The sequence below is a fragment of the Agrobacterium sp. 22117 genome, from assembly GCF_052045735.1.
Lineage (GTDB): Bacteria > Pseudomonadota > Alphaproteobacteria > Rhizobiales > Rhizobiaceae > Agrobacterium > Agrobacterium cavarae.
Window position 1 is genome coordinate 1 of the sequence record NZ_JBQEPP010000005.1, and the last position, 24,675, is coordinate 24,675.

A 24,675-nucleotide genomic window follows, 5' to 3' on the forward strand; every position below is an offset into this window, starting at 1 on the left:
ACTTTCTGTATTAGCGATTTCCTTCGTGTTTTCTATTTGTTTTGTCTGTTGGAAGATGCTTCCGATATAGCTTCCGAACACGGAGGCTGCTTTGGTGCCTGCGGCCGCCGACAACGCAGAGTTCCCGAGGGATTGTGTTTCGCTCATCTGGACGATGCCACTCGTTGTGGTCGGCGCGTTTGCGGGCTTGGTTCCGCCCAGTAGTCCGAGGAAACCGCCGATAACAATTGGTACAGCCCAGAAGATATGTCCGTTTGGGTCAGATTGATTGACTGGATCGTTTCCGGCGTAGGCGTATCGGTTTGTTCCTACGCCTTCCTGTGTTGGATCCCAGTCGTCAGGCGAGATGAAACGGGCATTGGCCCCTTGAGCGAAGGGAACGACGAGGAGGCAGGCGATGAGCAAGATGCTCTGAAGCCTGATCAGCATGCTTTTGAAGCCTGAATGCTGTTGCATGGAGGGTTTCCGCTGTGAGGAATGACAGTGAGGGCGAAGCTGCGGAGCCGATGCGCGCTCCGCAGCAATGATCGCTAGTGGTGGGCAGGGAGGTTCGTGCTCTGCGGGAGGTTTATCTGCAGCCCCTGAAGATCGATCGGGTCGATGTCCTCGTCATGGATATTGGGGCCAGCCTCTTCATCAGGCGGAATGAACCGGCCAAAGGTTGGATCGTAGTACCTTGCATTGAGGTACATGAGGCCGGTTTCGGCATCGAAGCGCTCGCCGATGTAGCCCTTTTTGGTCTGCATGTTCTGGTTGGTCGCCTCACCGTAGGCCGCGTACCCCGTCTGTTCGGTGATCCCGCCGGACTGGCCGGTAACCAGGCGCACCGACTGGAGATGGTCGCGATGCAGATAGCTCGGCGTGGTAGCATTGGTCGCCGTCGTCGAGATTTTGACATCGGGGTGCGGATACCGGACATAGACCTCCGACCCTGGCGTGGTCCGGTCGATCTCGATGTTGGCATTCACGTAGAGCGTTTTACTGGAGGGCGATGCCTTGATTGCCCGTGATCCGTCAGGACCGTAGGCAAAGGTGGCAGTCGATGTTCCTTCGGTTACGCTTGCCAGCAGGTTCGAGCGGTCCCAGGTCAATGTACGTGTGCCGTCGGATGTCATGTTGCCATTGGCATCGTAGGCTATGGTTTTTGCGCCGATCTGGGTCGCTGCATGGGGCCTGCTGGCTGTACCGCTCGGATATTGATAGACGCCACTTACGCGGCTACGGCTCAAGAGGTTGCCGGAGGGTGAGTAAGTGTAGGTCTCGCTTAGAGCACTATTGCCAGCATTGACGGCCTGTGTCAGTTGCCCGAGGTCATCGTAAGTGTAGGTCCAGTTCTCCGATGGCGTCAGACCGGTGATTGTCTTGATGCGCCCCAGCTTGTCACGGGTGTACTGGTTGTCCATGAGCACAGTGGTGCCCTTCTTTGTGACGACCCGGGTCATCCAGCGCCGGGTTGGCGAATAGGTGAACTCTGTCGTCACGCCATTGGCGTAGGCAATCGATTTGGTCTGGCCATCCGCTTCGTAAGTAGCCGCAGTGACATGACCAGGTATGGCAAGCAGTTCATTGGCGGCGTTATAGGACCAGGGAGCTGCTGAGGTGCCTACATCGAGAGGGGCCGGTGTGTAGCTGATCGCAAGTGTCAGATCGGGCTTTCCCTTTCTCTCGGTCATCGTATGGGTGATACCATCGATTATCGAGGTGGTGGTCAGGATGGTCCCGTTGCCCGTCTGGCTCATGCTGTAATGGTGGGTCGCAGTTCCGTTCACCGCCCGTGTCAGCAACCCGACATTATGGAAGGGTGCCGCACCGATGCCACTGGCGGCGGTGTCGTAGGTGTTGGTCACCGTGGTCGTGGCCGTCGTTTCTCCTGCTCCCTTGACCGACTTCGTCCTCAGCCGCCCGATTTGGTCGTAGGCAAGTGTCGTCACCGCACCACGTGCGTCCGTCTGGCCGGTCAGGCGCTTGGCATTGTCGTAACGATAGGACCAGCTTCCAAGATCCGGATCCTTTGCGGTCAGGCGGTTGTCGACAAGATCGTAGGTGTAGGTCCAGGTCGCGCCGCCATGATCTTTGACCTGCCGAAGACGGCCCTTCATATCGTAGCGTCTGGTCTCGGCCACCCATGATCCCGACAGCTGTGACGCCTTCAGGATGATGTTGTCGTTCTTGTCCTTGACGGTGCGATGCAGCTTGCCTTCCTCGTCCGTCATGCGGATATCGACAACCGGCACGCTGGTTGTGTTCGCAAGGCTTTGCGGCTGCAGCAGATAGGAGTAGGTCCGTTGAGAGCCATCCGGATTGACCGTCTTTACCACCCGGTTTTGCCAGTCGTAGGAGTTGACCGTCCATTGCGCGGCTTCATTGGCATAACGGGTAAACGCTGTCTGCGCCTTGTTGCCACGTGCATCGTAGGTGGTATCGGTAATGCGGGTCTGCCCACTGGCAGTCTCACCTGAGGTCTCCACTCGCCATGTCCGGCCGAGACCATCGTAATAGCTGCGGTCAAACACCGTTCCCGAACCAGTCGCCGTTGCCTTATAGGTGACGACAGCCTGGGTTTGAGGATTGCCTTCGTTCTCGTAGCGGGTGTTGACGTAGCCACCCGTGCCCGAGTTCGTCTCGCCATAGGGCCGGCAAAAGGCATCATATGTGTAGGTATGGGTTATGCCGTTCCAGTCGACCTTGGCCGCAGGCTTGCCGCACACGAAGTTGGGGGTGAAGGTCGTAACGAAACGCGTATCGGCCGACAGGCTACCATTGGCAAAATACTTCGGCGCCCGTTCCTTGATCACGTGCAACTTGTATGTCGCATCATAATCCCACTCCGTCCGGTTACCTGCTCCATCCACATGCGACAACTTGTTGCCATTGGTGTCGTAGGTGAAGCTCTCCACATAAGAGCTGACGGGCTCCACCTGTTTGTAGAAGCGCCTCATCGTCAGATTACCCTTCGTGGGCGCTGTCGTCTCGCTCGTTGCACCGTCGTAATAGAAAGCGGTCTGCTCTTCAAAAACATCACTATCGGTGCTGAAGACGCCATTGGTCAGGGAGCGCGCGCTGCTCACACTGGGGAGCGATACGATATAGTCCGCCGTGTTGGGAACATACGACGTGACCAACCATGTCTCGTCACCTGTGATATCCTTGCGGCCGAAGTCGCGCGCCTGCGTGACATTTCCATAGGCATCGAACTCATTCTCTCGACGCAGGACGATCGACGAGCCACCCTCCGACAACGTCGTCTCCGTCGCTGTGTTCAACGCGGTGTAAGGTGCAGTCGTATTCTCGATGGCATAGGTGCTGACAACCGTCTTGCGCGCCACGCCCGCACCATCACGATACTCGATCTGCAACGGCTTGCCGATGGCTGCGTAAGCCTGGCTGAACGTGATGTCTATGCTCGGGCAAGCCGTCTCGCCAGACGCGCAGGGCAGCTTTGCCGTCAGGCCGGCAAAGCCCAGGAACTTGCGCTCCTTGTAATCATAACGACCGCCACGATAGCTGTACTCCGTGCGCGACACGCCACCCCGACCGTCCTTCTCCACGATCGCCGAAACCGTCTGCGTCACAAACGGCATCCGCGTCCCAGCCGTCAGACCCCACTCACTCGACGGCTTGTACTCAACCTCAACAACGCCACCCTCAGGATACGTAACCGACGTCAGCAAATCAGGAATGGGGCCAGTCGAATACCAAACCTCGCCGGAGGGATATTCGAAGAAAGTAGTATGACTTTCTCGTGCATGGAAAATATCAACCTTCCCATCACCGTTAAGGTCCGCAAAGGAGTAAGGAGAGAGTGCCTGTAGCAGTTTGCGCTCCCACACGCCGCCACCGCGACTCAGGAAAACTTCCATCGGTGGCAGTGCAGAACTAGTTACAGGTACGGAAACAACGATATCTAAGCGACCATCGCTATCGATATCGACCGCTTGGACTTTGTGTCTACAGCTTCCTGTCGGTTGTGGCGTTGTGCCATACCAAGGATCCATCACAGTGCGGCATTGCATCTGTGGCACCAAGGTCGTTGGACCCTGCAGAGCCGATCCAGACGATAGTTCAACCTGAATTGGAGGAACGGTAAAGCTCAGCGGAATCCCTATAAAATTTCGGTAGGTCGCCAACTCCGAAGCGCCATCTCCGTTGAAATCACCTGAAGCAAATGCCGACGTTTTCCCTTCAACTTCTGGATAAATTGCTGAAAATAACTGAGAGAACGCGGCATCCTTAACGGTATACTGCGTCAAAGCACGTGTAGCGTAGTTGGTAACCGCAGCTGGGTCCGGTCGGCCATCACCGTTGATGTCGTGAGGGGGCAGGGGCTGAAGGTAGCCAGCATAATACACTGATGTAGCGAGCGGCGTCCCGGAAAACGCGCCGTTTTCATAAGAGTAGAGCAACTGATTTTGAAGAGAATATATTTCCGATTTTCCCGTTAAGTGAAATTCCGACACCAAGAGGCCCGCGCCAGCCGGCATGTCGGAGTGCCTCACATTTGGGATAAGATGTCTATCAAAACGCACCTCGGAAAGAGTTTGATCATATCTTGTCAAGTAAATCGTCAGATCCGCTTTGTACAATCTATAGATGTCGGACAGCCCATCGCCATCGAAGTCCGCGATCGAAAATCCAAGGGTAGGCGAAGGAGGCGCAGACGGGTTGCTTGTCATGGGAGAACCACATGGATAGGCACCGTTCGGTTCACCATGGACTATTGAAGGTTGGGAGAACCCGGAAGGTGTCGATAACTGGATACCTATTTTACAAGGATTGAAAGGAGTGACAGTCAGAACGTCTTGGCGGCCATCACCATTGAAATCTCCAGCAAGATCGAAAGGGCGCTTATAGATATCGGACACAGGAGGATGAATAACTTGTAGTCCTTTAGCGAACTCTACTTGCGAGTCAGAGTACGAGAACCTTGTTGGCGGCTGCGCACTTGCGCCGAGAATTCCGTCTTCGGTGACCGTCCAGTCATTGCCTAAGTGCTGCACCTGTTCAAGTCGCTGGAGGCCGGTCGACGGGCTTGTCGCTTGTGTAAGAACATACGCCCCGACCTGCTTACCTCCAAAACGCACCTCGATCCGTTTTAATTGTCGTTCCAGTTTGGCAAGACCGCGGCCCGTCGCTTTGGTCTGGTAACCTGGGTGCGCTGTTGAGACAAACTTAATCTCAGCTTCACTGTAGGTGATTGTGTCGGGGTAGCAGACTGGCAATGTCTGGCAGTTGTAATTGTAGTTTACCACGTTGCCGTGTGTGTCGATGCGATGCGCAAGCAGCCAGCGATAGCCGTCACGTATTAGGGAAGGATTGGTGTCGCCGGCATCAACGACCGTGCCCCAGTTGGAGACCGGTTTGAAGACCGAGCGGACACCTTCTTTGCTCCATGCCGTCCAAATGTTGTTTTCAAACTTTATGCGTTGGTAGCTCTCCGACTTAGTTACGTGTGTTCCACCCGCCGAACAAGAGGGAGAGGAGACGCCCGTGGCACAGGGAATCATATCTTGGCCCCCGAGTTGGTAGACGTCGCTAGCGTCAAAGTTCGGCGTTCCGTTAACCGGAGCCGTTCGAACAATATCAGGCACACCATCAAGGTCCCAGCCGACACCGACCCAGCCAGCGCGTAAACCGCCCGCTCCAAGACCTCCGCCGGATGAATACTGCAATGTCAACTTTGGCTCCAAGCCACGAAACGCGGGCAAATGGATTTCGACAGCCTCGGACAGCATCCCGCTCCCTAAGCTCTCGGGAGTGCGCGGCTTGTAATCGGCGGCAACTGTTAGTGGATTCTTCCACCCTAAGCTAGGATCGATTCCCGACCCAGAGCTAGCTGCAGCTACCGCTTTTGTCTGGGTGGCAGTCTTCGCCGCGCTTGGTTGTTTCTCTACATCAAGCTGCTCCTGGGTTCCGCCAAGATCAGTCTTTTGTTCCTCAAGGCTTTGAAAACGTCCACTTGTAGAGTTAGCCCGATCGACGTCACGGGCATCCGTGGAAACATTGCGTGATGGATGCGAAGAAGTTGACAAAACAGTGGTGCTCGCACCACTACTGTCGACGACGGCGGTTGGAGCGGCGTTGGCCGTTCGTCCCAACGCGCTAGATGTGCCAAATTCAACGTGCGAGCTTACATTGTTTTCCGCTGCATAAGCGCTGATGTTGAAAACCCCGCCACGACTTGCGTCGTAGATTTCAGGAATCAAAAGCCCAAGCGGGACCGTGGCAGCTAAAGCCGCTAACCCCAGAGAAATGTTTCGCATCAAACCCTCTCGCGAATCAAGAAAACAATGGAACTGACTCGATATTCATGATCATCAGGCTCAACTTTTTGCAAGGCGAGATAGGGAATTTCTACAATTTTTAGCTGAATTCTTCCAGCCGCGTCATTCGTTAAGCTGCTCGAAAGAATCGTGGCTGGAGACATGCTTACGAGTATAACATGCAGGGGAATAGACAAATGCGTCAGCGTCGAGGTCTTAATGACATTGGTTAACTTGAGGTAGCCCGCGGACTCGTGAAGCACCGTAGAACAGACAGGAGCATCTGCGGAACTCCTGTAATCCTGCCAATTGAGACGTTTAAGACGGTGGCAATCGCGAGGTTTCGTAGCGGGGCGAGCTATAAGCTTTTCAGTGCAATCAGACTGTCGACCGCAGCTCGTCGTCTCATCGCAACTTCGCAACGTATAGAGAATACAACTCAGATTGACGACATTGCCAAGGGCCTCTTGCCGCCTTGATGAGATCAGAACCTTCGACGTGCCAATTCTTCAGGGCGTACTGGCGTCTCATCATATTGATCTCGTTTCACTTTTATCGTGCCCGAGCGCGTGGTGTAGCTTTGCGTCATAGCCATCGCTCTTTGCGGTAGAGTCGGTGCTTATGACCAACCTGAAGGATATTACCGATGGCTATGAAGCCCAGGCGCGCTGTTACACGATCGGGTCCGCAACTGGCAAAAGAGCCACCATCCGATCAAAGTCTCGAAGAAAACAGAAAATTCGTATTTGCCAGTATATTCAGGAGAGATCCAACGGGGGAAAAAAATGGTAGACTTGGCAGACGAACTACGAGCGGTGCTTAAAGATCTTAAGGGGGTAAAACCGCGACCCCGGTAACCATAAGAACATTCCTCTCCTGGTTTGGAATGCAACGCCGGACTGCATCCAATGTTGAATACATTAATTCTCAGCTCAAGGCAGCTGGTGTTCGTACCGTTCCAAACTATCTGGATATCTGGGTAGACACGCCTATTACTTTTGAGCTGACCGCTAAGCGCAGAGGCGATGGGCCTGACAGCACAGCGCCAGCACCAGCTGTCGAGAATTCCACGGAAATAACATTCACCGATAGCAAATCGGCTGACGATCCATCCTTTCGAATCGGTAAAATTGAATCTGCCAACCGCGCCCCGATGAGTGTCCGGCCAACCGCGAGTTTACAGGAGGCCATCACCTTGATGCTCGCTCGAAATTTCTCGCAATTACCAGTGATGACAACAGACCGAGAGGTCAAAGGGGTGATTAGCTGGGAATCTATCGGAGCGCGCAACATCACTAAGACGGAGGTACCCAAGCTCAGCATTTTATGGACGACGCGCAAGAAATTTCAGCATCAGCATCGCTGTTTGCAGGCATAAAGATTATATTAGATCATAATTATGTTTTGATACGCGCGTCGGACAAACGCATCGCAGGAATTGTCACATCAACAGATATCACTCACCAATTCGAAGAAACTAGCACGCCATTCTTGCTACTCGCAGAAATAGAAAACCATCTGAGTGCTTTGATTTCGAAGAAACTCACGGTGAACGATATCAAGAAAGCATGTAGCGATGAATTTCTTCTCAAATACTTCAAGAACGTCGCGGACGTCACCTTCGGTAATTACATCCGTATTCTTGAGAATGACGATAACTGGGCGAAACTCGGGCTTCAGCTCGATCGCGCAAATTTTTGTAGAGAACTGATTGAGGTTAATTCTATAAGAAATGACGTTATGCATTTCGATCCAGATCCCTTGACCTCTGAAAACCTTTCCACACTTAGGAATGTTGCGAAGATGCTTGATCTTATAAGGAGCTTCGGGGGCTTTTGATGGAAACATCAATTTGGTCAGTGCCAAACAAATTGTCTCCCCACTTGACAGGTCTGCACAACCCACATCAGTTGCCTAAGTCCCCGGTCTTCCCAATAGACAGACAGACTAGGTGCCTGAGCGATGGCGTGACCGGCGCTATGAGCGAGCCGACTTCGTTCGGCGTAAAGGCGGCTTGCACGTCGTCATCTACACGGATTCGATTTTATCCAAGAGCTTCCTACTTGCGGGCATATCTCATTGACGTGACAGGGATTGATGCTGAAACCGAAACGGAGACGCCACCCATCCAATGCCCCGGTTAGCCTCATTTCCAAAGCCACTATTTTTGTGCCGACAGGTTGGTCAGTTGGCCCCGCCCACGCCTGCGACTACCAACCTGTGGGAGTATTCGTAATGGAGTGTTAGGAACCGTTTTGCTACAACGCTAGCCTGTGAGCTAACACGAATTGGAAAGATACTTTGTATGCGCGGTAAGCATAAAAGGTTTGTCGCTGCAAAGGAAATAAAGCGACCCTTGCCGAAGCTGACAATCCCGACCGATGTGCAAACTTTCGAGGATTACTTTGCACGGCTACAAATCCTGCAAAGCCGCTCCGATACCCATATCTACTTCGACACGTCGTTTCTTGTCTGGTTAACGGGCGTATCCAGTGACGGCCGCGCAGAGCTACTCTCATGGCTGCACGCATTAGGGCGAAGCCGCATTCACATTCCTGTCTGGGCGGCTCATGAGTATTTCCGCCACCATGTCACAGGATTGATCTCCAACCAGCTGCAAGAGGTAGCGGGTAATCTTCGCACCGCTGCTAATGATTCCTATGCCGCTTTGCGGCCGTACCTGGATACCCCGGTAAGAGGAGAGCACCGGTCACTGGCGGAAATTCATACAAATGTCCGAAAAACACTGATCGACGTCAAACGGCTGGCCGGATTTGCATCCAAATGGAGCACTGAGCACTATCAGTCTCATGTGAACGACGTCTTTAAGATGATAAACGATTACGGCGTACAAAGCGGCTCTGTATTCGACAATCTGCATGACATCGAGATTCTGGAAAAAAGCCGTTATACCGGGAGAATTCCCCCTGGCTTCAAGGATAAAAAAAAGAAAGAGCGCGACGGTGTCGGCTCAAACAGCTTTGGTGACCTCGAGTTTTGGAGAGAGATCCTGCGACATTCGAAAGATGTCCGCGCAAAATCCGTGATCATCCTCAGCAACGACCGCAAAAATGATTGGTTGATGGGTGCCCAGCCCGCGCCTACGATTGACCGCGAGGATGAAGTCATTGCAGCGAAGAGAAGTTGGAATCCCATCCCTCGCGCTCATCCTATGCTTTTATTCGAAGCGCACGCGTCCGCCGGCGTGGAAGAGCTTGTTCTGACCGATACCGTATATCTTGCCACATACTTCAAGAAGGCAGGAATTCCTTGCCAGTCTTTCTTCAATGCTGCGGTCGACGTTGAACTGCCCGAGCCCTCGGAGTTTGACAAAGACGTTCGCAAGGGTCTTAAAGCAACCGCCGCGATGGTCGGAAGCGAGCCCCGCGGAAAGAGCGATGACATCCGTGCAGGAACGCTATTCAAAGACGGCCCTAATGTCCTGGTTGCTCCGCTTAAGTTGAACCTTGCCTTCACCACCAGCGGAAAGCTGGAGCATCCCCCTGGAAACGCATTGGTCAAGGCAGTTCTGGACGAAAATACTGAAGCAAGAGGCATAATCAATTTCCTGCAGCTGGAGCTGTTCAAGGCTGCAGACACCGGCACCTTGGTTTGGCTGGCGCGAGCCTTGGTTTCAAGAAGCCAAGCGGGCGATTCTCTTGCCGTCGCTCACTGCTCCGACCTCCTCGGGATGATAGACGAGCTACCGAGCGGGACCGCGACATGCCTTTACCTCGGCTTTCTAGCCGGAGCGTATTTCGATGGCGATGATTTACGCGCGCCACCGTCCGCTCCCATCTTTCAATCCCTTCTGAGTCTTCAAGACCGACCGTTCGCTGCGCAGCCAATTGCCGTCATAACAGGAAGATTTCGCAAACTCCACAAAAAGCCCTTGTACTCACCAGACCCTGCAATGCCTGCGCTCCCTGTAACGGTGCAACTGAAAGACGTGTCTGGCGGCAGGTCGTCTATCTTTGGACTACAGATCGGCGGCCTTGGAGTACTGGACGCAACGCAGTCGGAGGAAGAACTCACTTTGTCCCATTTACTGGACGGACAGGCCAGCGCTACCGTGAGAAGCATCGCCGAGAGAGCGAGCCAGCTGTTAGGATTTCCAGTGGCGCAATTACTAAACACCGCAGAGCTTGACCGCGTGGTCGAGTTCAGCCCGACAATAGGCCTGATAGCGCCGTCGGAAACCGTACTCTTGATCGATGAGTGAGATTATGACCGAAACTTCAGAAATCGGAACCGAGATCCCCAAAAAGGCTGATCCTTATTTCGGTGGCTTCATCCTCGAAACACTCACCATCGGAATGTACGGGGATTCAAAGAGCGCAATTCGAGAATATTTGCAAAACAGCTTCGATTCGCTGCTGCTGGCGATCGAGAAAAAAATTACGCAGGTAAGCGAGGCTCGCATCGACATCACCATGTCTGACTCGATGCTCGTTATACGCGACAATGGGATGGGGCTTGGTTCCGCTAGGGCGGTGTCAGTGCTGACCTCGGTTGGCGCATCGCTGAAGGATTTCCGGTCCCAAGCCGGGTTCCGTGGCATCGGAAGGCTTGCAGGCATCGTCTTCTGCACCAACCTCAAGTTCGTCACGAAGGCTCAAGGCGAAACTGTTCAGACAACGGTGACGTTCAATGCGAAGCAACTCAGGCAACAAATGTCGCCGTCGCACGGGGCAAAGTACACCCTTACGGAGCTGTTGGAAAAGAACATCAACGCCAGCCAGAGCGACGGCCACAAGGCAGACGAACACTTTTTCGAAGTCAGGCTCGAGGGGCTGGTCAACCCACCGAAGGAGTGCCTGGATTCTTCGCTGATGTCGGACTTTGTCGGTCAGGTTGCACCGGTGGGTTACCGCGACGATTTTAGCTTTGCTGCGCAAATTCTAAAGGCTGGCGAGGAGCGCCGCTTCCCCTCAGCTTCGCAAAAGGATGCGACCAAGAAATCTCTGCTCGATCAAGTCCGAGTATTGATCAAGCGCGGCGACGAGGAGACCGACGTCCGCAAACCTTACCGAAACCAAGCAGCCGTCGGGAAAGACGATGTTCCGATTTATGACATCAAGATTTTTGATCCGCCTAGCCGTCGGTGGTGGGCCTGGATTGCTTTGAAGAAAGAGCCAGGCGTGTACAAAGACGACCGCGTCCGGGCGATGCGCGTGCGCATGCGAAACATCCAGATTGACGGCACCGAACTCATGGGAAAGCAATTCTCTTCCGTTGAAGGGGCTGCATCCTTTGGCAGATTCAATGACTGGTACGCGGGAGAAATTTTCGTGGACCCGACGTTTGTCATCCCGAACGCTCGTCGTGACGGCTTTGAGGAGGACGACAATTGGATAAAAATGCAGGGCGAGTTGGCCGACCTCTGCGCCGATTTGGGTCGGCAGGCCTATGACATTTCCAGGCGAGCACAGCTATCCATCCGAACCTTGGCGCGAAACACCAAAGAGATTGAAGAGAAAGGAAAGTCGATTGCGGCTGCCGGGACCGACACGGACAAGGTTATTGAGCTTTCGAACGCCGTGAATAAGCTGCAGCGCAAAGTTGGTCGGGCTCTACGACATGCTGATCTGGAAACCAGTTCACAGCTGCGCTCGCTCGAGAACAAACTTCTCGATGTCAAAACCCGTGCCGTGCGAAATCTCGGCGTCTCTCAGCAAGTGGACCTCTCCGAAGTGCGGGAGCAAGCGCAGCTCGATATTATTTCCGAGCTAATGGCAGCTTTTCGAGAAAAGCTCGATCCGCCAACCTATTCAAAGGTTGCCAAAATTGCGTCCGAGCTGCTGGGCTCGGACGATTTCTAGAAAGGACCACCCGGTCGAGCTTAAAGTTGCTGTAGGATTTTGTCGACAAGCGACTTGGCCACGACGGTGTTGGTCGAGCATCGGTATACGAGGTCGCAGAAACGTTTAAAGATCGCGAGCTCCTGTTCATCGAGCTGGTGGAACTCAACCGGCGTACCCGCCTCTGCCGCTACAGTGCTTAATCTCGAACGCAGCTCACTGAGTTCAGCAGACTTTTCCACAACGTCCTCGTCATCGAGGACACCGCTGCTCAGCGTTTTTTCCGCACGCGCGATACCGTCGTTGGCGCGCGTCTCGTAGCGTGCACGCTCCTCATCGCTAATCGTACCCTGGGCAATAACGTCGGTTAGCTGATGGACGGACTGGAGTTGCAGCTCCACGTCTCTCAGCCATTTTCGTTTGATCGAGCTCGTGCGGCAAAGCCTTGAAATTTCGCGAGCAATCGGCGCAAGCTGATTGGTCAGGTTATGATAGTGGGCATTCTGCTCGAAATGGTCGCGCCGCCCGTTCGGAACTATTTTCCGATCGACGACGTGGATTTCACCGACAGCCCAAGCATTGAACCGAACTTCAGAAAACAGCTCTTCGAGAAGGTTATGTTCGCCAATCTGGACGTTTCCGGCACGCAGCCTCAACCCCTTTACCCCGACGCCATTTGGCAACGCGCCCTGATAGTCATGGTGGAGAACCCACACGATGGCCGCAAGCTCACCATCAATTGCCGAGATCTCACTGACGGACAGGCGATTGAATTGAATTGGAGGATGGTCGGCTGGCGTCAATACGTCGCGGTGTGGTCGGAATATTTGCCGCTCGCTCCCCTCTATCCAAATTTCCAAATCCCCAAGCCCAACCACCGGAGCAAGGATATCACGAATTTCAGAGCCGAATCGGAACTCGGGTGCGAATGGAACGGGAGCGACTTGGCCGAGATACTCATCGACAGCTGCAGGGCTCATCAACTTGTCACTTCGCAGCCGAACAACACCCCGCAATTCGACTTCGAAGAAGCGGTCCGGATAGTCAGCTTTCGGTTTCTTCCGTAAAGTCGCGACGGACCGTATCAGGCTTTGAATATCGCCATCACCCTCGCGTAGCGCCGCCTTTAGCCGCTTACAATCCCATGTCAGTTCAGCCACGCTATCGTCCGACGCCGTGCGTGAGCGAAAAACCAGCTCTTGCGCGTAGCCTAGTCCGGCGAGGCGTCCGACGCCTCTAAAGCCTCTGGCGTTTGTCCCACGTTTCCCGCTGGCGCCGAGCGCGACCATTTTTCGGGAAAATTCTTCGTTTGAAAGGCCCGATCCATTGTCACGGATGCGGATACTCCGCGTCATCGGATCGATGGTTATTAGAACTTTCCCAGCCTCCTCGGCGGAAATTAAGCCGCGGCTGCGGGCGTCGTCGATTGCGTCTGCGGAGTTTTGTACATACTCGCGGTAGATTGTCATCGGGTCGATGTACATAGCGCTGGAAACCAGTTCCAACACATCCCGCCCAATGGTTATTTCCTCTAAAGGTTCGCTCTGGCCATCAGCTTTCGCAGCAAGAATTGCCGAACGGTTCAATCGTGTGGTGGCTTCCGTCGTCATGCAACAGCCCTTTGCTTTGGTGCGAGCTCTGCAGTGATAGCGATGCTCTCTTCCTCATAGTCCAAGCCGGCGTCCTCCACGCGCTCGTCTTCGGCGAGCCCGAGGTCCGACATGGCTTCCAGTCGAACCAGTTCCTTCTGCGTCGCCCAAATGGTGGTCAGCTCATCCTTGGAGACTGGAATATAGAAGCGCAAAATCCGCCGGACTTTATCGTTGGCCGCAAAATCACTCAGCGTGACGAACTCGCGCGGATCGCGGGAGGACAACAGCTCCATCAGCTCTGCCCGCTCATAATTATCGAGAGAACTAAACTCGGCCTGAAATTCGTAGAGCTTATGATCCTGATCGTATCGCTCGTACCAGGTACGATTGAAGATGAAATCGTGCGGCATCATCAGGATGCGCGCATAGTCCTCGAACGTGTCGCCGAACGCGTGCTTGAAAAAGTCCGGCGCGCCACTGACGATACCGTGGGTTGCCTGCAACACGATCTGCATTGATCGCAGTTGATAGCGCGACCACTTCTCACCGATATGCCCACGATTGGGGCGATTTGTCGGCTGATAGCGCATCGGGAACGACCAGATACGAATGCCAAGCTCTTCGTTGAGGGTCACGTTCAAACGCATGCGCTCGAACAAATCCTCCGGACCGTCATGGAAATTGTACAGCATGTAGTTCGACAACTCTGTCAGTCCATATTCAGCGGCGTAGCGCACCGCCTGCTCGTAGGGTTTTTTCACGCCCAGATGATCGAACGCGATGCGAAGCGGCTTAAGGCAAATGGTCGACAGTTCGCGCAAATACATCGGATCTTTGCACAGGATCCGAGCATCAACGCCCTGATTGAAGTCGACCCGGCGCTGAACGGCAACCTTGGCGCCCGGTCTCATGAGCTTTGCTCCCGGAACGAATCCGAGGTCACGGATTTCAGCAATGATTTCCTTGAATCGCGCCGAAGCGACAACATTGTTGTCCATGAGGATAAGATCCTTTTTCGGACCGTAATGCTCGTCAATGGCACGCACCAGATCGGACAGCGACTCCGTATCACGTTGCATGCCTTCAAGCTTCGGCACACCACAGAAATGGCATTTGCGAATGCAGCCGCGCGACGTATAGGCAAAATATGCATCCCGTACCGGATAACGGTAGTCGATCTGAGAAAGGATATCATAATCCGGGACGAGATCCTCAATCGGCCGGCCGTTTGTATCACTGGAATAGAGTTCTTCCGCAAATTCGTCGAGCTGCAGAGAGACTGCCGGTGCGTCCGACAGCAGTCCCTTAATAAACCTAATGCCGTGCCAGCGGCGCTCGTCCAAGAACCGCTCGTGCATGAGAGATGCTGCGATTCCGCCGACAAAGACTTTATCGGCCTGGCCGTTTGCCACTTCCAGCGCGAAATCGATCGATTGAGAGATCTTGGGGTATTCGAAGGAAAATAGCGTGGTAACGTAAATGCGGTCCCAGGCCTCGTTCATGACCGAACGATCCTCACCCTTGATGAAACGCACGTTATCACGCTTTCCCCGGGGGCCGTGATATTGCGCAATCTTCATCAGTCCAAGCGGCGGGTATTTGTTCTTGTAGCCCGGCTCGATAAGCAGAATTTTCTTATTAGCCATTGCTGACAACTTTCAAATGAGAGCGCTTGCGGGTTTCGCGGATATATTCGACGGCCTCGTTGACCCCACCCTCGCCGCCAAGTCCTTTCAGGCGGCCGGTCGTTGACCAGTCGATATCATAGGCAAAGTCAGCGAGGCGATTGACGAAATAGCCACGGTCCAGCTTGGCCCCATCCTCGGCCTCGTTGTAAAGATCGGCAGCGATGTCCATTAATGCGTATACGCCAACACCCTTGGTCAGGATGTGCTTGCGCGGCGTGCTCCACTGGGCAGGAAGCACCTCGGCAACTGCACGCCAGAAGGACATGACGATCTGCGTGACGGTTTCCGGTGAGCGCGTCTTGAGCGACCGGGTCGAGTTGAGAAATCGCTTTATGGCCTTTTGCATCGTCCGAAGCGACGCACGCCGGGTCATCCCGGAAGTGCTCTCTCCGCCGAGATCAAGCTGTCGGCACCAAGGCGAATCCGGGTCATTGTTCAGATGAAGAGCGATAAAGATTTCCGGGCGATCTTTCGCCAGGTCTCCAGCCAGGTGTGCATCATGAAAGTCCAGGAGACTGTTGCTCAGGCCTTTTGCCTTGCTGTTGATGGTACTGAAGACTTCCATCTCTTCTTTGAGACTGAGCCCCACGTAACACATGAACGGCAGCTGGATGTCGAGATCCTCAAGGCAACCGAGCCTATGTTGGCAATCGACCTGCGCCATGATCTTGCCGGCGTCCAGCTCGATCTCTAACCGAGCCTGTCCACATCCGACATTCTCGACTTTCCAACCCTTTTCGTAAGGCCGCAGATTCAAAGTGAGGGGGATCGTCGAGGCGCCGGTCTGTCGAATGTACCGACGGAAATCTTGGCTGTGCTGCGAGTTGAAGCGACGCTGATAGCCAAGACCTGTGTCTTCGTTCAACACGTCGGCAAAGCTGTATCGATGCAGGAGTTTCGCCGGTGCAAACCCTAGGAGAACCGGCCTGTCGACCGAGACGCCAGTCGAGCAGTTGAGCCAAATTGATTCCGCCATCGCACCCCTCAGCTGCAAAATCTGCATTCGTTGGCTGCAGTTTCTGCATTTCGCGCGAGCAAGTCAAGTGCGAAAGAACACGCAGATTCGTCGTCCAGCTATTTCTTGGGGTTCAACTTCTGCAGCAGTGTATCAACCCGCCCTGAAAGCTTGCCGAGCTCAAACAGGATTTTCTTGCGGGTTTCATCCTGGGCGTGGTTGAGCGCTGATTCTGTCTCGGGTAGGGCAAGCCAGGTTCGAAATTTGGTGATCTTCTTCAGGGGGGTGTTATCAGCGCCCGCTTCGACGGCATGATCGAAGGCATCCTCGAACCCTTCGGTTCCATTGACGAACTTCTGCAACGCTTTTGGCGCCGAACAGATGATTGGCAAGCGGTCGCGGATATCGACGGCCTTCGCAATCTCGTCGCTCTTTATCTTTCCAACAACGAGGCTGTCGAAAGCCACATTTGCGAGGCGGGCCTTTCTGATTTTCGAGGACTTCAAATACTCGTCGTAATAGCTCCACTTCGCCGTGTCGGCTTCATCATGGTCGAGCATGAATTGATAAACGGCAATCAGATGTTCGACCTTGCGCTTTGAGAGACCAATTTCGATCGCCAACTTGCCGGTATCGACGTCATGGGTTTTATGGCGACGGTAAAGAAAGCCAGCTTGTTCGAAGGGGGCCCAATCCTTCTTTCCCTTGATATGGTATTGGCCCAATAGGGCAAAGATCAAAGCCTCATCAATGTCTTGCGGCAACAGCCGCACTTTCATGTATCCCCACTTTACAGGATCGTTTTTCGCGAGCGCTCGATAAGCTGCAAGTCGGCTATTGCCTTCTAGCACTTCCAGGGTGCCGGCCCGCACCACAACCGGATCTGTCAACCCTCCATCGCGCTTGATGTCTTGGATTAGCGCTTTCACATGGTCCATATCAAGGAGTTTGCGCTCGATGTCGGCCTGGCTGGGTTCTTCGCCATGGGATCGCAGGATGGAATAGACACGCGGATTTTCCACGAAGAACTGCAGATGCTTCTGCGGCAAAGATCCGGTTTCGACAGGCACCTCAACCCCGCGTATTAGGATCGGTTCGCCAGCCTTAAGCGGATGCTTATCCATCGCGTTCATTCTTCCTCCTGCGTGTTGAGCCTTAGCACCTCGCGGATCATGTCGGCGAAGGCGTAGTCTGCGCGTTTATCATATTCCTCGCGGTCGATGTCGCCCTGCCCCAATTGTGCGGCCAGATGCTTGGCGGACAAAAGCGCGTCGACCCAGGCATCGACCGTATCCATGCCGATTAAATTGGTAACGAAGCAGGGCTTATCCTGCGAAATCCGATGAATTCGGTCCTGGGCCTGCAGATAATCGTCGAGGCTGAAGCTGCGATCGTAAAAGACAGCATGGTTGGCGACGGTGAGTGTCAGCCCTTCCTTCGCCGCACCCGGTGTTGCGACTAGAACTCTGGTTTGAGGATCCGTCTTGAAGGCAGTCAAGGCTTCCTCGCGCTTGGCAATCTCGATGCCGCCATGAACCAATACTGCTCCAAATTCTCCAAGGTGGCGACACAGCGCCTCGGCATTCATCGTAAAATTAGTCCAGACAACGATCTTTTCCCGAGCATCGATGACGCTTGTCACGAGTTCATCGAGAGCACGCATCTTGCCCGGCACGGACCTGTAAGCCTGGTCGACCATCGCCGGATTGGAAGCGACTTGGACCAGTCGCAGTAACCGCTTGAGGATGTCCTCGGCGTCATCCAGAACGGGGCGTCCCTGCCGCACGACGATTGCCGCCAGTTCATCGCGGAACTGGGCATATATTTCCGCCTGCCGCGGTTCGAGTTCGCATTCCAGATTGCGTATCGTTTTGTCCGGCAGCTTTAGCCCTGCGGTCTTTTTGGTCTCTCTGACTGAAAACGGCCGAACCTTTTCGAAGACCGCCTCAAGTTCGTCTGCGAAGGCTTGGGCTCGCCTATCGTTGTTGCGAAGCTCATTACTTAAGTCCAAGTCCCGCTTAAAAGCTGCAAATTCGTCGCCGAGGCTCTCTCCAAGATCAAGAAACTTGATCTGTGACCATAAGTCATATGGCCGGTTTGCGACAGGCGTTCCCGTCATGATCACTCGGCGAACAAATCCAGAAGCGAGCACATGCGCTGCCTGGGTGATCTCGGCTTCGGGGTTCTTTATCTTGTGAGCCTCGTCAAGAATCGCGGCGACCTTGCGCGTTTTTAAAAACAGCTCCAGCCGCTTTCTCTCCGAAACGATGGCTTCGTAATGTATGAGATAGAGGCGGGCCGGACTATTAAACGCATAGAAATTTGCGTTCCGGTCCTGGCCCAGTATTCGCGGGCGAAGATGGCTGTGATCGGCAATCTCGTTGCGCCAGTTCTCAATAAGGCTCTTCTTAGTGACGATCAGGACGGAGTCCGCTACGTCGTTGGCAAGCCAAAACAACGCGAGATCAAGGCCGATCTTCGTCTTGCCCAAGCCTTGTTCGTGAAAAACCGCCGCATAGGGAAGGTCCTTTACGGCAGCGAACGCCTCCATTTGATGCGGGAAGGCCGAGCGTTTGGCGTCAAGGCTTGCGGCTTTCTGTATCCTCAGCATGGCGACCTCAGCAAACTACAGCCCTCATGCGGTCAATAACAACGGTCCGAGTCTGAGCCTCAATGAACGGCGCCTTGAGCTGTGAAATTAGCCGGCGTGCCGTCGCCGCCGCGCTCAACGGTACGCTCAAGACGAAAATACCATTCGGCGTTTGCGACAAATAGCCGAGGAAGGCCTCGATTTGGACGCGTGTATGGTCGGTCTCAAGATCGGCCTTCGTCTTCGCCTCACCGATTAGCGTTGCCGTTGTTGGGACGTCCGTGGCGTACAAATCAGGAACGAAGCCATTGATCCTTGGCGGCCGTTCGCCTCTGACCGGTCGGACGGCGTCATTCCGTAAGCAAAGGTTGCTTCGTTGGCCGAGTTCGATTTCGGCATAAACAATCAATGCATCGACCAATCTGGCATGGACGGCTGTCTCACCCATAACATCAGCCAAGTTTGAGGCTTAATATCAACTTGCTCAGTTCCGCCTGAGCGTCGATCAACGCCTGAGCCGTTTCACCGCCGGGGTCGGCTTCAATACGCTGATGCTCATCGTAGCGAAGAGCCGCAATCTGGGCCACCAGTGCCCGAGCAAGCTGTCCGAGTTGAGCCTCCTGCAGCGTTTTCGTCAGGTCCGGCTTCTCAAGGACAGCTTCCGCTTTCTTGATACCGTCCTTGAGGAATATTTCTCGGGCTTTTTCATTGCGCAAAACGCGAGGCAAGACGCGCACCTTTTGCAAGGGGTGCAATTTACCGCCGTGAATCCACCGCGCAAAATCGAAACAATCGAAGCCGGCTTGATTGATTGCCTGCTTTATCCCTGCTTTTTGTAACTCCACAAAGCCGCTGAAGCGTGTTGTGTCGAACTCCCCATCGTCCCCCACTACGGGGCGGTAATACTTTTCAATGTCGGCGTAGGCGTTGATGCTCTCAAGGACCTCAGACTGGCGTCCGCCGCAATAATCAACGATGGTGGCAAAGGGAAGGTGCTCCTGCGTCCTCAGCTCGTAAAGATATTTCGCCTTCGAATAAGGATCCCATGGTCGGGTTCCCACCAGGTGTATCTGAAGCCTGATCGCGTGAACGGACGCCTCGTCAATCTCGTCATGAACGAGCGACGGAATATGCGTCCAGCTGCCTTTGACACCATCGTCGAGGAAGCTTTTATAGAGCGCAACCCTGGTGTTGCCTTCGACGCAGACAAGGGTTCCATCGGCCCGGCGATTGAGGATCACCGGCTGGATAATGCCGCCGTTCGTCAGGATGGATTGCTTCAGCTTTTCGAATGTGGTGCTGCTTGAACTGCCTGGCTCTTCCTCGTTACCGGCTCCGAGCGCCAGGTAGATCGCCTCGGGTGAGGGATTGTCTCCGTACATTTCAAGGAACTTGCGGATGCGGGGGTTTGAGCGATCGAGCTCGATCGTGTCCACTGCAATATTTTGGTGTGTACCCGCATTGACCAATTTGATTCTCCCCCCGCTGTTGCTAGACATTTTACTGTTGACCTGCAGGCGATTCCAAGCAGCAACATGAGTTCGGCCGCAACTTTTAGTGGACAGCATTAACATAGCGGGCACAGTGCCGCAGAATAACTAACGGCACCGTGGTGAATTGCCCCGGTTGGCCTGAGCTTTTTTTTGGGGGGGGGTAAGCTTGAGCGAGCATGAAGCACAGATCGAAGCAGTGGCAAACGAAAGCCTCGAAAGCTTCGCAATGATATCCGGTACGGCTCGCGACCATTTGGAAGCTGCACGTGCGCCATCTATTCAAATTGCCGATAACAGCTGGACCAATCCGAATGCTGACCAATACCGCAGGCGTATCGACCAGGAGAACGCCGAAACTCATCGTTTGCTGATCGAAGAACCCGCCATTGCCCGGGTGAGGGTCACCGATGAGGACGGTGCGACCACCGATTATTACATCTGCCGCACGAGCCCCGTCCCCCTCACAAACAAGGGCATAAAGCTTGCTAGTTATCGCTCCCCGGTTGGTAGGCTCGCCTCGCTTCCTGTCGGCTCGGATCATACCATTTTTAGAGACGGCCGCCCCGTTACGGTCGAAGTCGTGGAATCTGCCCGCTTCCAGCCACGAGTAGTCGATGGCGAATGGGATGCGCATAACGCCGTTGTCGCCGGGAGCGACTACGGTCCACTGAGCATCGAATCGTTCCGCCGGTGGCTGGAGCGGATCCAGCCCGATGTCGATGCAAGTGTGCTCGACGCCTTGCTGGAAGAAGAAAAAGCAGCCGCCATTAGCCGCGCGGGCTTGCATCGAAGCGTCATTACCAGAATGGATCTGCGCGACCAGCCGTTGCTCGACCAGTACCAGGACGAAATTTTCCGCCTTCCACTAAACAGCAGGCTGCTTTTGCTGGGCGCTCCGGGAACCGGCAAAACGACGACCCTGATCAAAAGGCTCGGCCAAAAGCTTGATATCGCGTTCCTCGAAGAGGACGAGCGCCGCGCCATTGGCGCGACATCGCCGAGCCGTGAAAGTGATTACGCTCGCGACTGGATCATGTTTACCCCAACTGAACTCCTGAAACTCTACGTCAAGGAGGCATTCAATCGCGAAGAAATCCCAGCGCCCGACGACCGCATCAGCACTTGGTCAGACTACCGCGAGGAACTCGCGAGGAACACTTTCCCCATCCTCCGCTCGACCTCTAATTCAAGCAGCTATGTTCTGAAGGACAACGCGCTGACATTGAGGCCGGGATCTCAGGATGACGCGATTACCTGGTTCGAGGATTTTGACCAATGGCAAAGGGCAGCGTTCTGGGATGAGATGCGCAGTTCCGCAGCAGCTTTGAGCGAACAGGCCGCGCCCGATGTCGCCCAGGTTGGGGCACGACTTTCTTCTGCCATCGGTCCGCAAGGGAGCGAAAGCACGCAGGTATTTGTCAGTCTCCTTCCCATTGCTGAAGACATCAGGGCCATGGTGGAGGCGCGCAAGGCCGCCACAGACACCGAATTAAAAAAGTCCCTAAACCTGCAGGTTAACCGGGACAGGGGCTTTCTCGACAGTTTTGGAGCCTTCATCGAAGGCTTGTCCGATGTGCCTGACGACGCGGATGATCAGGAGGAAGATGAAGAGGAGACAAACCAGCCGCGCGTGGGCAGAGCGGCTGCGATGAACCACTATCTCCGGGTCCTGCGAACGCAGGCGCGAGCACGCGCGCGTCGAAGGAATGTTCCGAAAGCGAGCCGTACCGGCCGCATTATCGATTGGCTTGCCGGCCGGATGCCGGCCGACCCGGATTTGCAGCGCATCGGAGAAAGTCTCGTGGTGCAATCCGCACTCAGATGGTTCGTCAATCCGGTGCGCCGCTACGTCGACGGTGTCCCGCAACGCTATCGCCGCTTTCGCCGCATCAGGCAGGCGGAGGGATTGTGGTTCGCTCCGCACGGACATGCAGTGACGGACCTTCATCCCCTGGAAGCAGATCTCATCCTGCTCGCCATGATGCGCAGTTCAGACGAACTCGTGCGCCGAGCCCGACGGCTTGATACGCCGGAAAATCCGGCTCAGCGGATTCTGACGCGCATGAGCGAACTTTACCGGACTCAGGTCCTCGTTGACGAGGCAACGGACTTTTCTCCCATACAGCTTGCCTGCATGTCGATGCTCGCCCGACCCGTGAGCCGTTCGTTCTTCGCTTGCGGTGACTTCAACCAGCGGGTAACGGCATGGGGGACCCGGTCGCTCGAGCAAATGAAATGGGTGTTGCCAGATATAGATAATCGGTATGTTTCAATTGCCTATCGGCAAAGCAAAAAACTTCACGCCCTGGCCCGCCAACTGGTCGCCCTTGGTGGAGACAGTGCCGCGGAAGTTGCCCTTTCTGACTTCGCTGACAACGAAGGCGTATCACCGGTCCTGGGAACGGGAATGAGTGACCTTGCAGAAACGGCACGCTGGCTCGCAAACCGGATCATTGAAATCGAGGAGACCGTTCGCGAACTCCCGTCCATTGCCGTTTTAGTCAACAGTGAAGCTGATGTCCGCCCGATTGCAGACGCTCTGGGAGAGGTTCTCCTCGATAATAACATTCGCGTCATCCCCTGCCCCGATGGTCAAGTCCGCGGTCGAGAGGGCGCAGTCCGGGTCTTCAATGTCGAACATATTAAGGGGCTTGAGTTCGAGGCCGTCTTTTTCGTGGGCGTCGACACATTGGCGGCCAATTTACCCGACCTATTCGACAAGTACCTGTATGTCGGGGCAACACGTGCGGCATCGTATCTGGGGTTGACCTGCGCTCAATTTTTGCCGGATCGTGTCAAACACCTCGAACCGCTCTTTGAGCAGAAATGGTAGGGTGGTGAATCCGGTCCGGGAAAGTAGCGGTTGTCTTGGAATAGATTACAAAATCCCCCAAGCCCGAAACCTCCCCCTCCCGGTCATCTCGCGCAGGCCGAGGTCGAAAACGATCCGCCGCGCCGCCTGCGGCGTCACGTCGAGCGTCTTCGCCACCATTCCCGCCGACACCAACGGTTTCGCCATAACGAGCTCGACCAGCTCCGGCAATTTTGAAGATGTCCGCCGCCCTTCCAGCTTCCGCTCGAAAAGAGTGCGCGCCAAGACAAGCCGGTCATGCTCCTTCATGCCGATCTCGGCGGCCGCCAAAAATCCGTGGGCGATGGCGAGCAGCCGCGTTTCGCGATCGCGATGCCGGCGCCGATCGACGGAGATGGTTTTGAGGCCAAGGTTGATGGCGGCGAGATGTGCGCCGGTGGTGATGCCGGCCTGGCGCAAGATCGACGCGGCCAGCAGCCGGCCGAGCCACGGCGCGTGTTGAAGCACGGAGAGCTCGTTCCAGGCATCGAGGGCGACGATCGCCTGCAGCACCGCCGGCAACTTTTCGGCCTGACGCACAACGCCGCGCCATTCCTCCAGCCGGGCATCCTCGTCCCAATCGAGATCGTAAATCATCGGATCTTTGTCTTGAACGCTGCCACGCCCAGGCCGCATTGCGCTCTCGATCGCCGCTTCCGACCGGGCCAGCACCGCATCGATTGCGGCGTACTCGACACCCGGGAGGCTCTCGACGTCGTCGACATCCTCCCCCTCCCCTTCAGGATCCGACGCGTCCGCGCGCGGAATCCCGCCGGCCCTCTCTCCCTCGTCTGCGCCGCCCGTGCCCGTGTCCGACGTCTGTCGCAAAACCCGAATACCCTCCGCAGACAGAGCCCAGTCGGCTGACTGCGCCGCAATCCGCCGGCGGGTGCGAAGCACGTCGCGGGCGATGGTGAGTTCGTGGGTCGGGGCGCGGGTATCGCGCAAGGCGTCGTGAAGGACGAGGTCCTCGAGGTGGACGAGTTCGCCGTCAATCCACAACGACGCGGAGGCATCGGTGAAGTGGGTGCGTTCCAAGAAGCCGCTTCCGACGGGCGAGCGGGCGATGCGCTCGTCGAGACGGGTCAGAGCGACGCCGGCGTCAAAAGCCGGCCGCATCAGGGCTGTCATGCTGATTTTCGCGAGATCATAAGTCATTGAAATCATGGTAAATGATTTGCTAAAGTAACTCTATTTAAATGTTATGGTTCGCCACACAGCATGGTTGCTGGTTGGTCGTATAACCATCGATAAGTATCCATTATCGAAAGTAAACAAACATATATTTACATCACTAAGCGTAGCTTTCGCATTTCGCATTGCGAGAACAGCAATATTTTCAAAATGGTTACTTTGGTAGCAAAATTTCTTACTTACCTCAACTTGTCCGAGGTGATTACTACACCGAAAACGGCGCTCCTGGCGATGACCGCAACGGATCCACT

General features: G+C 54.9%; 15 protein-coding genes. 4 read left to right on the plus strand and 11 right to left on the minus strand.

All coding sequences use genetic code 11. The features are described 5' to 3' along the window. A partial coding sequence (locus ACTJKV_RS14900; protein ID WP_440598992.1) for an RHS repeat-associated core domain-containing protein occupies window positions 1-456 on the minus strand: 456 nt, incomplete at its 3' end. A gap of 74 nt (window positions 457-530) precedes the next feature. Further along, complete coding sequence (locus tag ACTJKV_RS14905; protein WP_440598993.1) at window positions 531-6,260, minus strand: toxin TcdB middle/N-terminal domain-containing protein; 5,730 nt, start codon at window positions 6,258-6,260, stop codon at window positions 531-533. An 886-nt stretch (window positions 6,261-7,146) separates the two neighbouring features. Here ACTJKV_RS14905 and ACTJKV_RS14910 point away from each other — a divergent pair. Then, a complete protein-coding gene (locus ACTJKV_RS14910; protein ID WP_440598994.1) occupies window positions 7,147-7,638 on the plus strand; it encodes a CBS domain-containing protein in 492 nt (163 codons plus the stop codon). 116 nt (window positions 7,639-7,754) lie between these two features. Here ACTJKV_RS14910 and ACTJKV_RS14915 read toward each other — a convergent pair whose 3' ends face one another. Then, window positions 7,755-8,126, minus strand: coding sequence for a hypothetical protein (locus ACTJKV_RS14915; RefSeq protein ID WP_440598995.1), 372 nt, complete (start codon window positions 8,124-8,126; stop codon window positions 7,755-7,757). Between the two features lie 439 nt (window positions 8,127-8,565). Here ACTJKV_RS14915 and ACTJKV_RS14920 point away from each other — a divergent pair, with 439 nt between their 5' ends. Both ACTJKV_RS14920 and ACTJKV_RS14925 read left to right on the plus strand, forming a co-directional pair. After that, entirely contained in the window at window positions 8,566-10,482 is a 1,917-nt protein-coding gene (locus ACTJKV_RS14920) for a PIN-like domain-containing protein (RefSeq protein ID WP_440598996.1), read from the plus strand. Window positions 10,483-10,486: 4 nt separating this feature from the next. Then, window positions 10,487-12,082 (plus strand): ATP-binding protein, encoded by a 1,596-nt coding sequence (locus tag ACTJKV_RS14925; protein ID WP_440598997.1) that lies wholly within the window; start codon window positions 10,487-10,489, stop codon window positions 12,080-12,082. Between the two features lie 20 nt (window positions 12,083-12,102). Here the strand turns inward: ACTJKV_RS14925 and ACTJKV_RS14930 are convergent, their stop codons facing one another. The 7 genes from ACTJKV_RS14930 to ACTJKV_RS14960 form a co-directional block, all read right to left on the minus strand. After that, a complete protein-coding gene (locus ACTJKV_RS14930; RefSeq protein WP_440598998.1) occupies window positions 12,103-13,671 on the minus strand; it encodes an ATP-binding protein in 1,569 nt (522 codons plus the stop codon). Beyond that, window positions 13,668-15,299 (minus strand): radical SAM protein, encoded by a 1,632-nt coding sequence (locus ACTJKV_RS14935; RefSeq protein WP_440598999.1) that lies wholly within the window; start codon window positions 15,297-15,299, stop codon window positions 13,668-13,670. The genes ACTJKV_RS14930 and ACTJKV_RS14935 overlap by 4 nt, the downstream gene beginning before the upstream one ends. Beyond that, the gene (locus ACTJKV_RS14940) at window positions 15,292-16,344 is read right to left on the minus strand and encodes a DGQHR domain-containing protein (RefSeq protein ID WP_440599000.1); all 1,053 of its coding nucleotides are present in this window, start codon (window positions 16,342-16,344) and stop codon (window positions 15,292-15,294) included. Before ACTJKV_RS14940 ends, ACTJKV_RS14935 begins: the two co-directional genes overlap by 8 nt. A 71-nt stretch (window positions 16,345-16,415) precedes the next feature. Further along, window positions 16,416-17,429 (minus strand): hypothetical protein, encoded by a 1,014-nt coding sequence (locus ACTJKV_RS14945; protein WP_440599001.1) that lies wholly within the window; start codon window positions 17,427-17,429, stop codon window positions 16,416-16,418. Then, window positions 17,426-18,907 carry a DEAD/DEAH box helicase gene (locus ACTJKV_RS14950; protein WP_440599002.1) on the minus strand — a complete coding sequence of 494 codons (1,482 nt, stop codon included), beginning with the start codon at window positions 18,905-18,907 and terminating at the stop codon, window positions 17,426-17,428. The genes ACTJKV_RS14945 and ACTJKV_RS14950 overlap by 4 nt, the downstream gene beginning before the upstream one ends. A 7-nt stretch (window positions 18,908-18,914) precedes the next feature. Further along, window positions 18,915-19,334 carry a hypothetical protein gene (locus ACTJKV_RS14955; protein WP_440599003.1) on the minus strand — a complete coding sequence of 140 codons (420 nt, stop codon included), beginning with the start codon at window positions 19,332-19,334 and terminating at the stop codon, window positions 18,915-18,917. 4 nt (window positions 19,335-19,338) lie between these two features. Beyond that, entirely contained in the window at window positions 19,339-20,355 is a 1,017-nt protein-coding gene (locus tag ACTJKV_RS14960) for a hypothetical protein (protein WP_440599004.1), read from the minus strand. 190 nt (window positions 20,356-20,545) lie between these two features. On the opposite strand from ACTJKV_RS14960, the gene ACTJKV_RS14965 reads away from it, so the two are divergent. After that, window positions 20,546-23,212: an ATP-binding domain-containing protein gene (locus tag ACTJKV_RS14965; protein WP_440599005.1), complete on the plus strand. Its 2,667-nt coding sequence runs from the start codon at window positions 20,546-20,548 to the stop codon at window positions 23,210-23,212. Between the two features lie 45 nt (window positions 23,213-23,257). Here ACTJKV_RS14965 and ACTJKV_RS14970 read toward each other — a convergent pair whose 3' ends face one another. After that, window positions 23,258-24,397 carry an RHE_PE00001 family protein gene (locus tag ACTJKV_RS14970; protein ID WP_440599006.1) on the minus strand — a complete coding sequence of 380 codons (1,140 nt, stop codon included), beginning with the start codon at window positions 24,395-24,397 and terminating at the stop codon, window positions 23,258-23,260. Window positions 24,398-24,675: the final 278 nt, after the last annotated feature.

Coding starts and splice junctions, on each gene's coding strand:
- ACTJKV_RS14950 (WP_440599002.1), bottom strand. CDS start 18,907: ATGCTGAGGATACAGAAAGCCGCAAGCCTTGACGCCAAACGCTCGGCC.
- ACTJKV_RS14925 (WP_440598997.1), top strand. CDS start 10,487: ATGACCGAAACTTCAGAAATCGGAACCGAGATCCCCAAAAAGGCTGAT.
- ACTJKV_RS14945 (WP_440599001.1), bottom strand. CDS start 17,429: ATGAACGCGATGGATAAGCATCCGCTTAAGGCTGGCGAACCGATCCTA.
- ACTJKV_RS14970 (WP_440599006.1), bottom strand. CDS start 24,397: ATGATTTCAATGACTTATGATCTCGCGAAAATCAGCATGACAGCCCTG.
- ACTJKV_RS14905 (WP_440598993.1), bottom strand. CDS start 6,260: ATGCGAAACATTTCTCTGGGGTTAGCGGCTTTAGCTGCCACGGTCCCG.
- ACTJKV_RS14955 (WP_440599003.1), bottom strand. CDS start 19,334: ATGGGTGAGACAGCCGTCCATGCCAGATTGGTCGATGCATTGATTGTT.
- ACTJKV_RS14910 (WP_440598994.1), top strand. CDS start 7,147: ATGCAACGCCGGACTGCATCCAATGTTGAATACATTAATTCTCAGCTC.
- ACTJKV_RS14940 (WP_440599000.1), bottom strand. CDS start 16,344: ATGCAGATTTTGCAGCTGAGGGGTGCGATGGCGGAATCAATTTGGCTC.
- ACTJKV_RS14920 (WP_440598996.1), top strand. CDS start 8,566: ATGCGCGGTAAGCATAAAAGGTTTGTCGCTGCAAAGGAAATAAAGCGA.
- ACTJKV_RS14935 (WP_440598999.1), bottom strand. CDS start 15,299: ATGGCTAATAAGAAAATTCTGCTTATCGAGCCGGGCTACAAGAACAAA.
- ACTJKV_RS14930 (WP_440598998.1), bottom strand. CDS start 13,671: ATGACGACGGAAGCCACCACACGATTGAACCGTTCGGCAATTCTTGCT.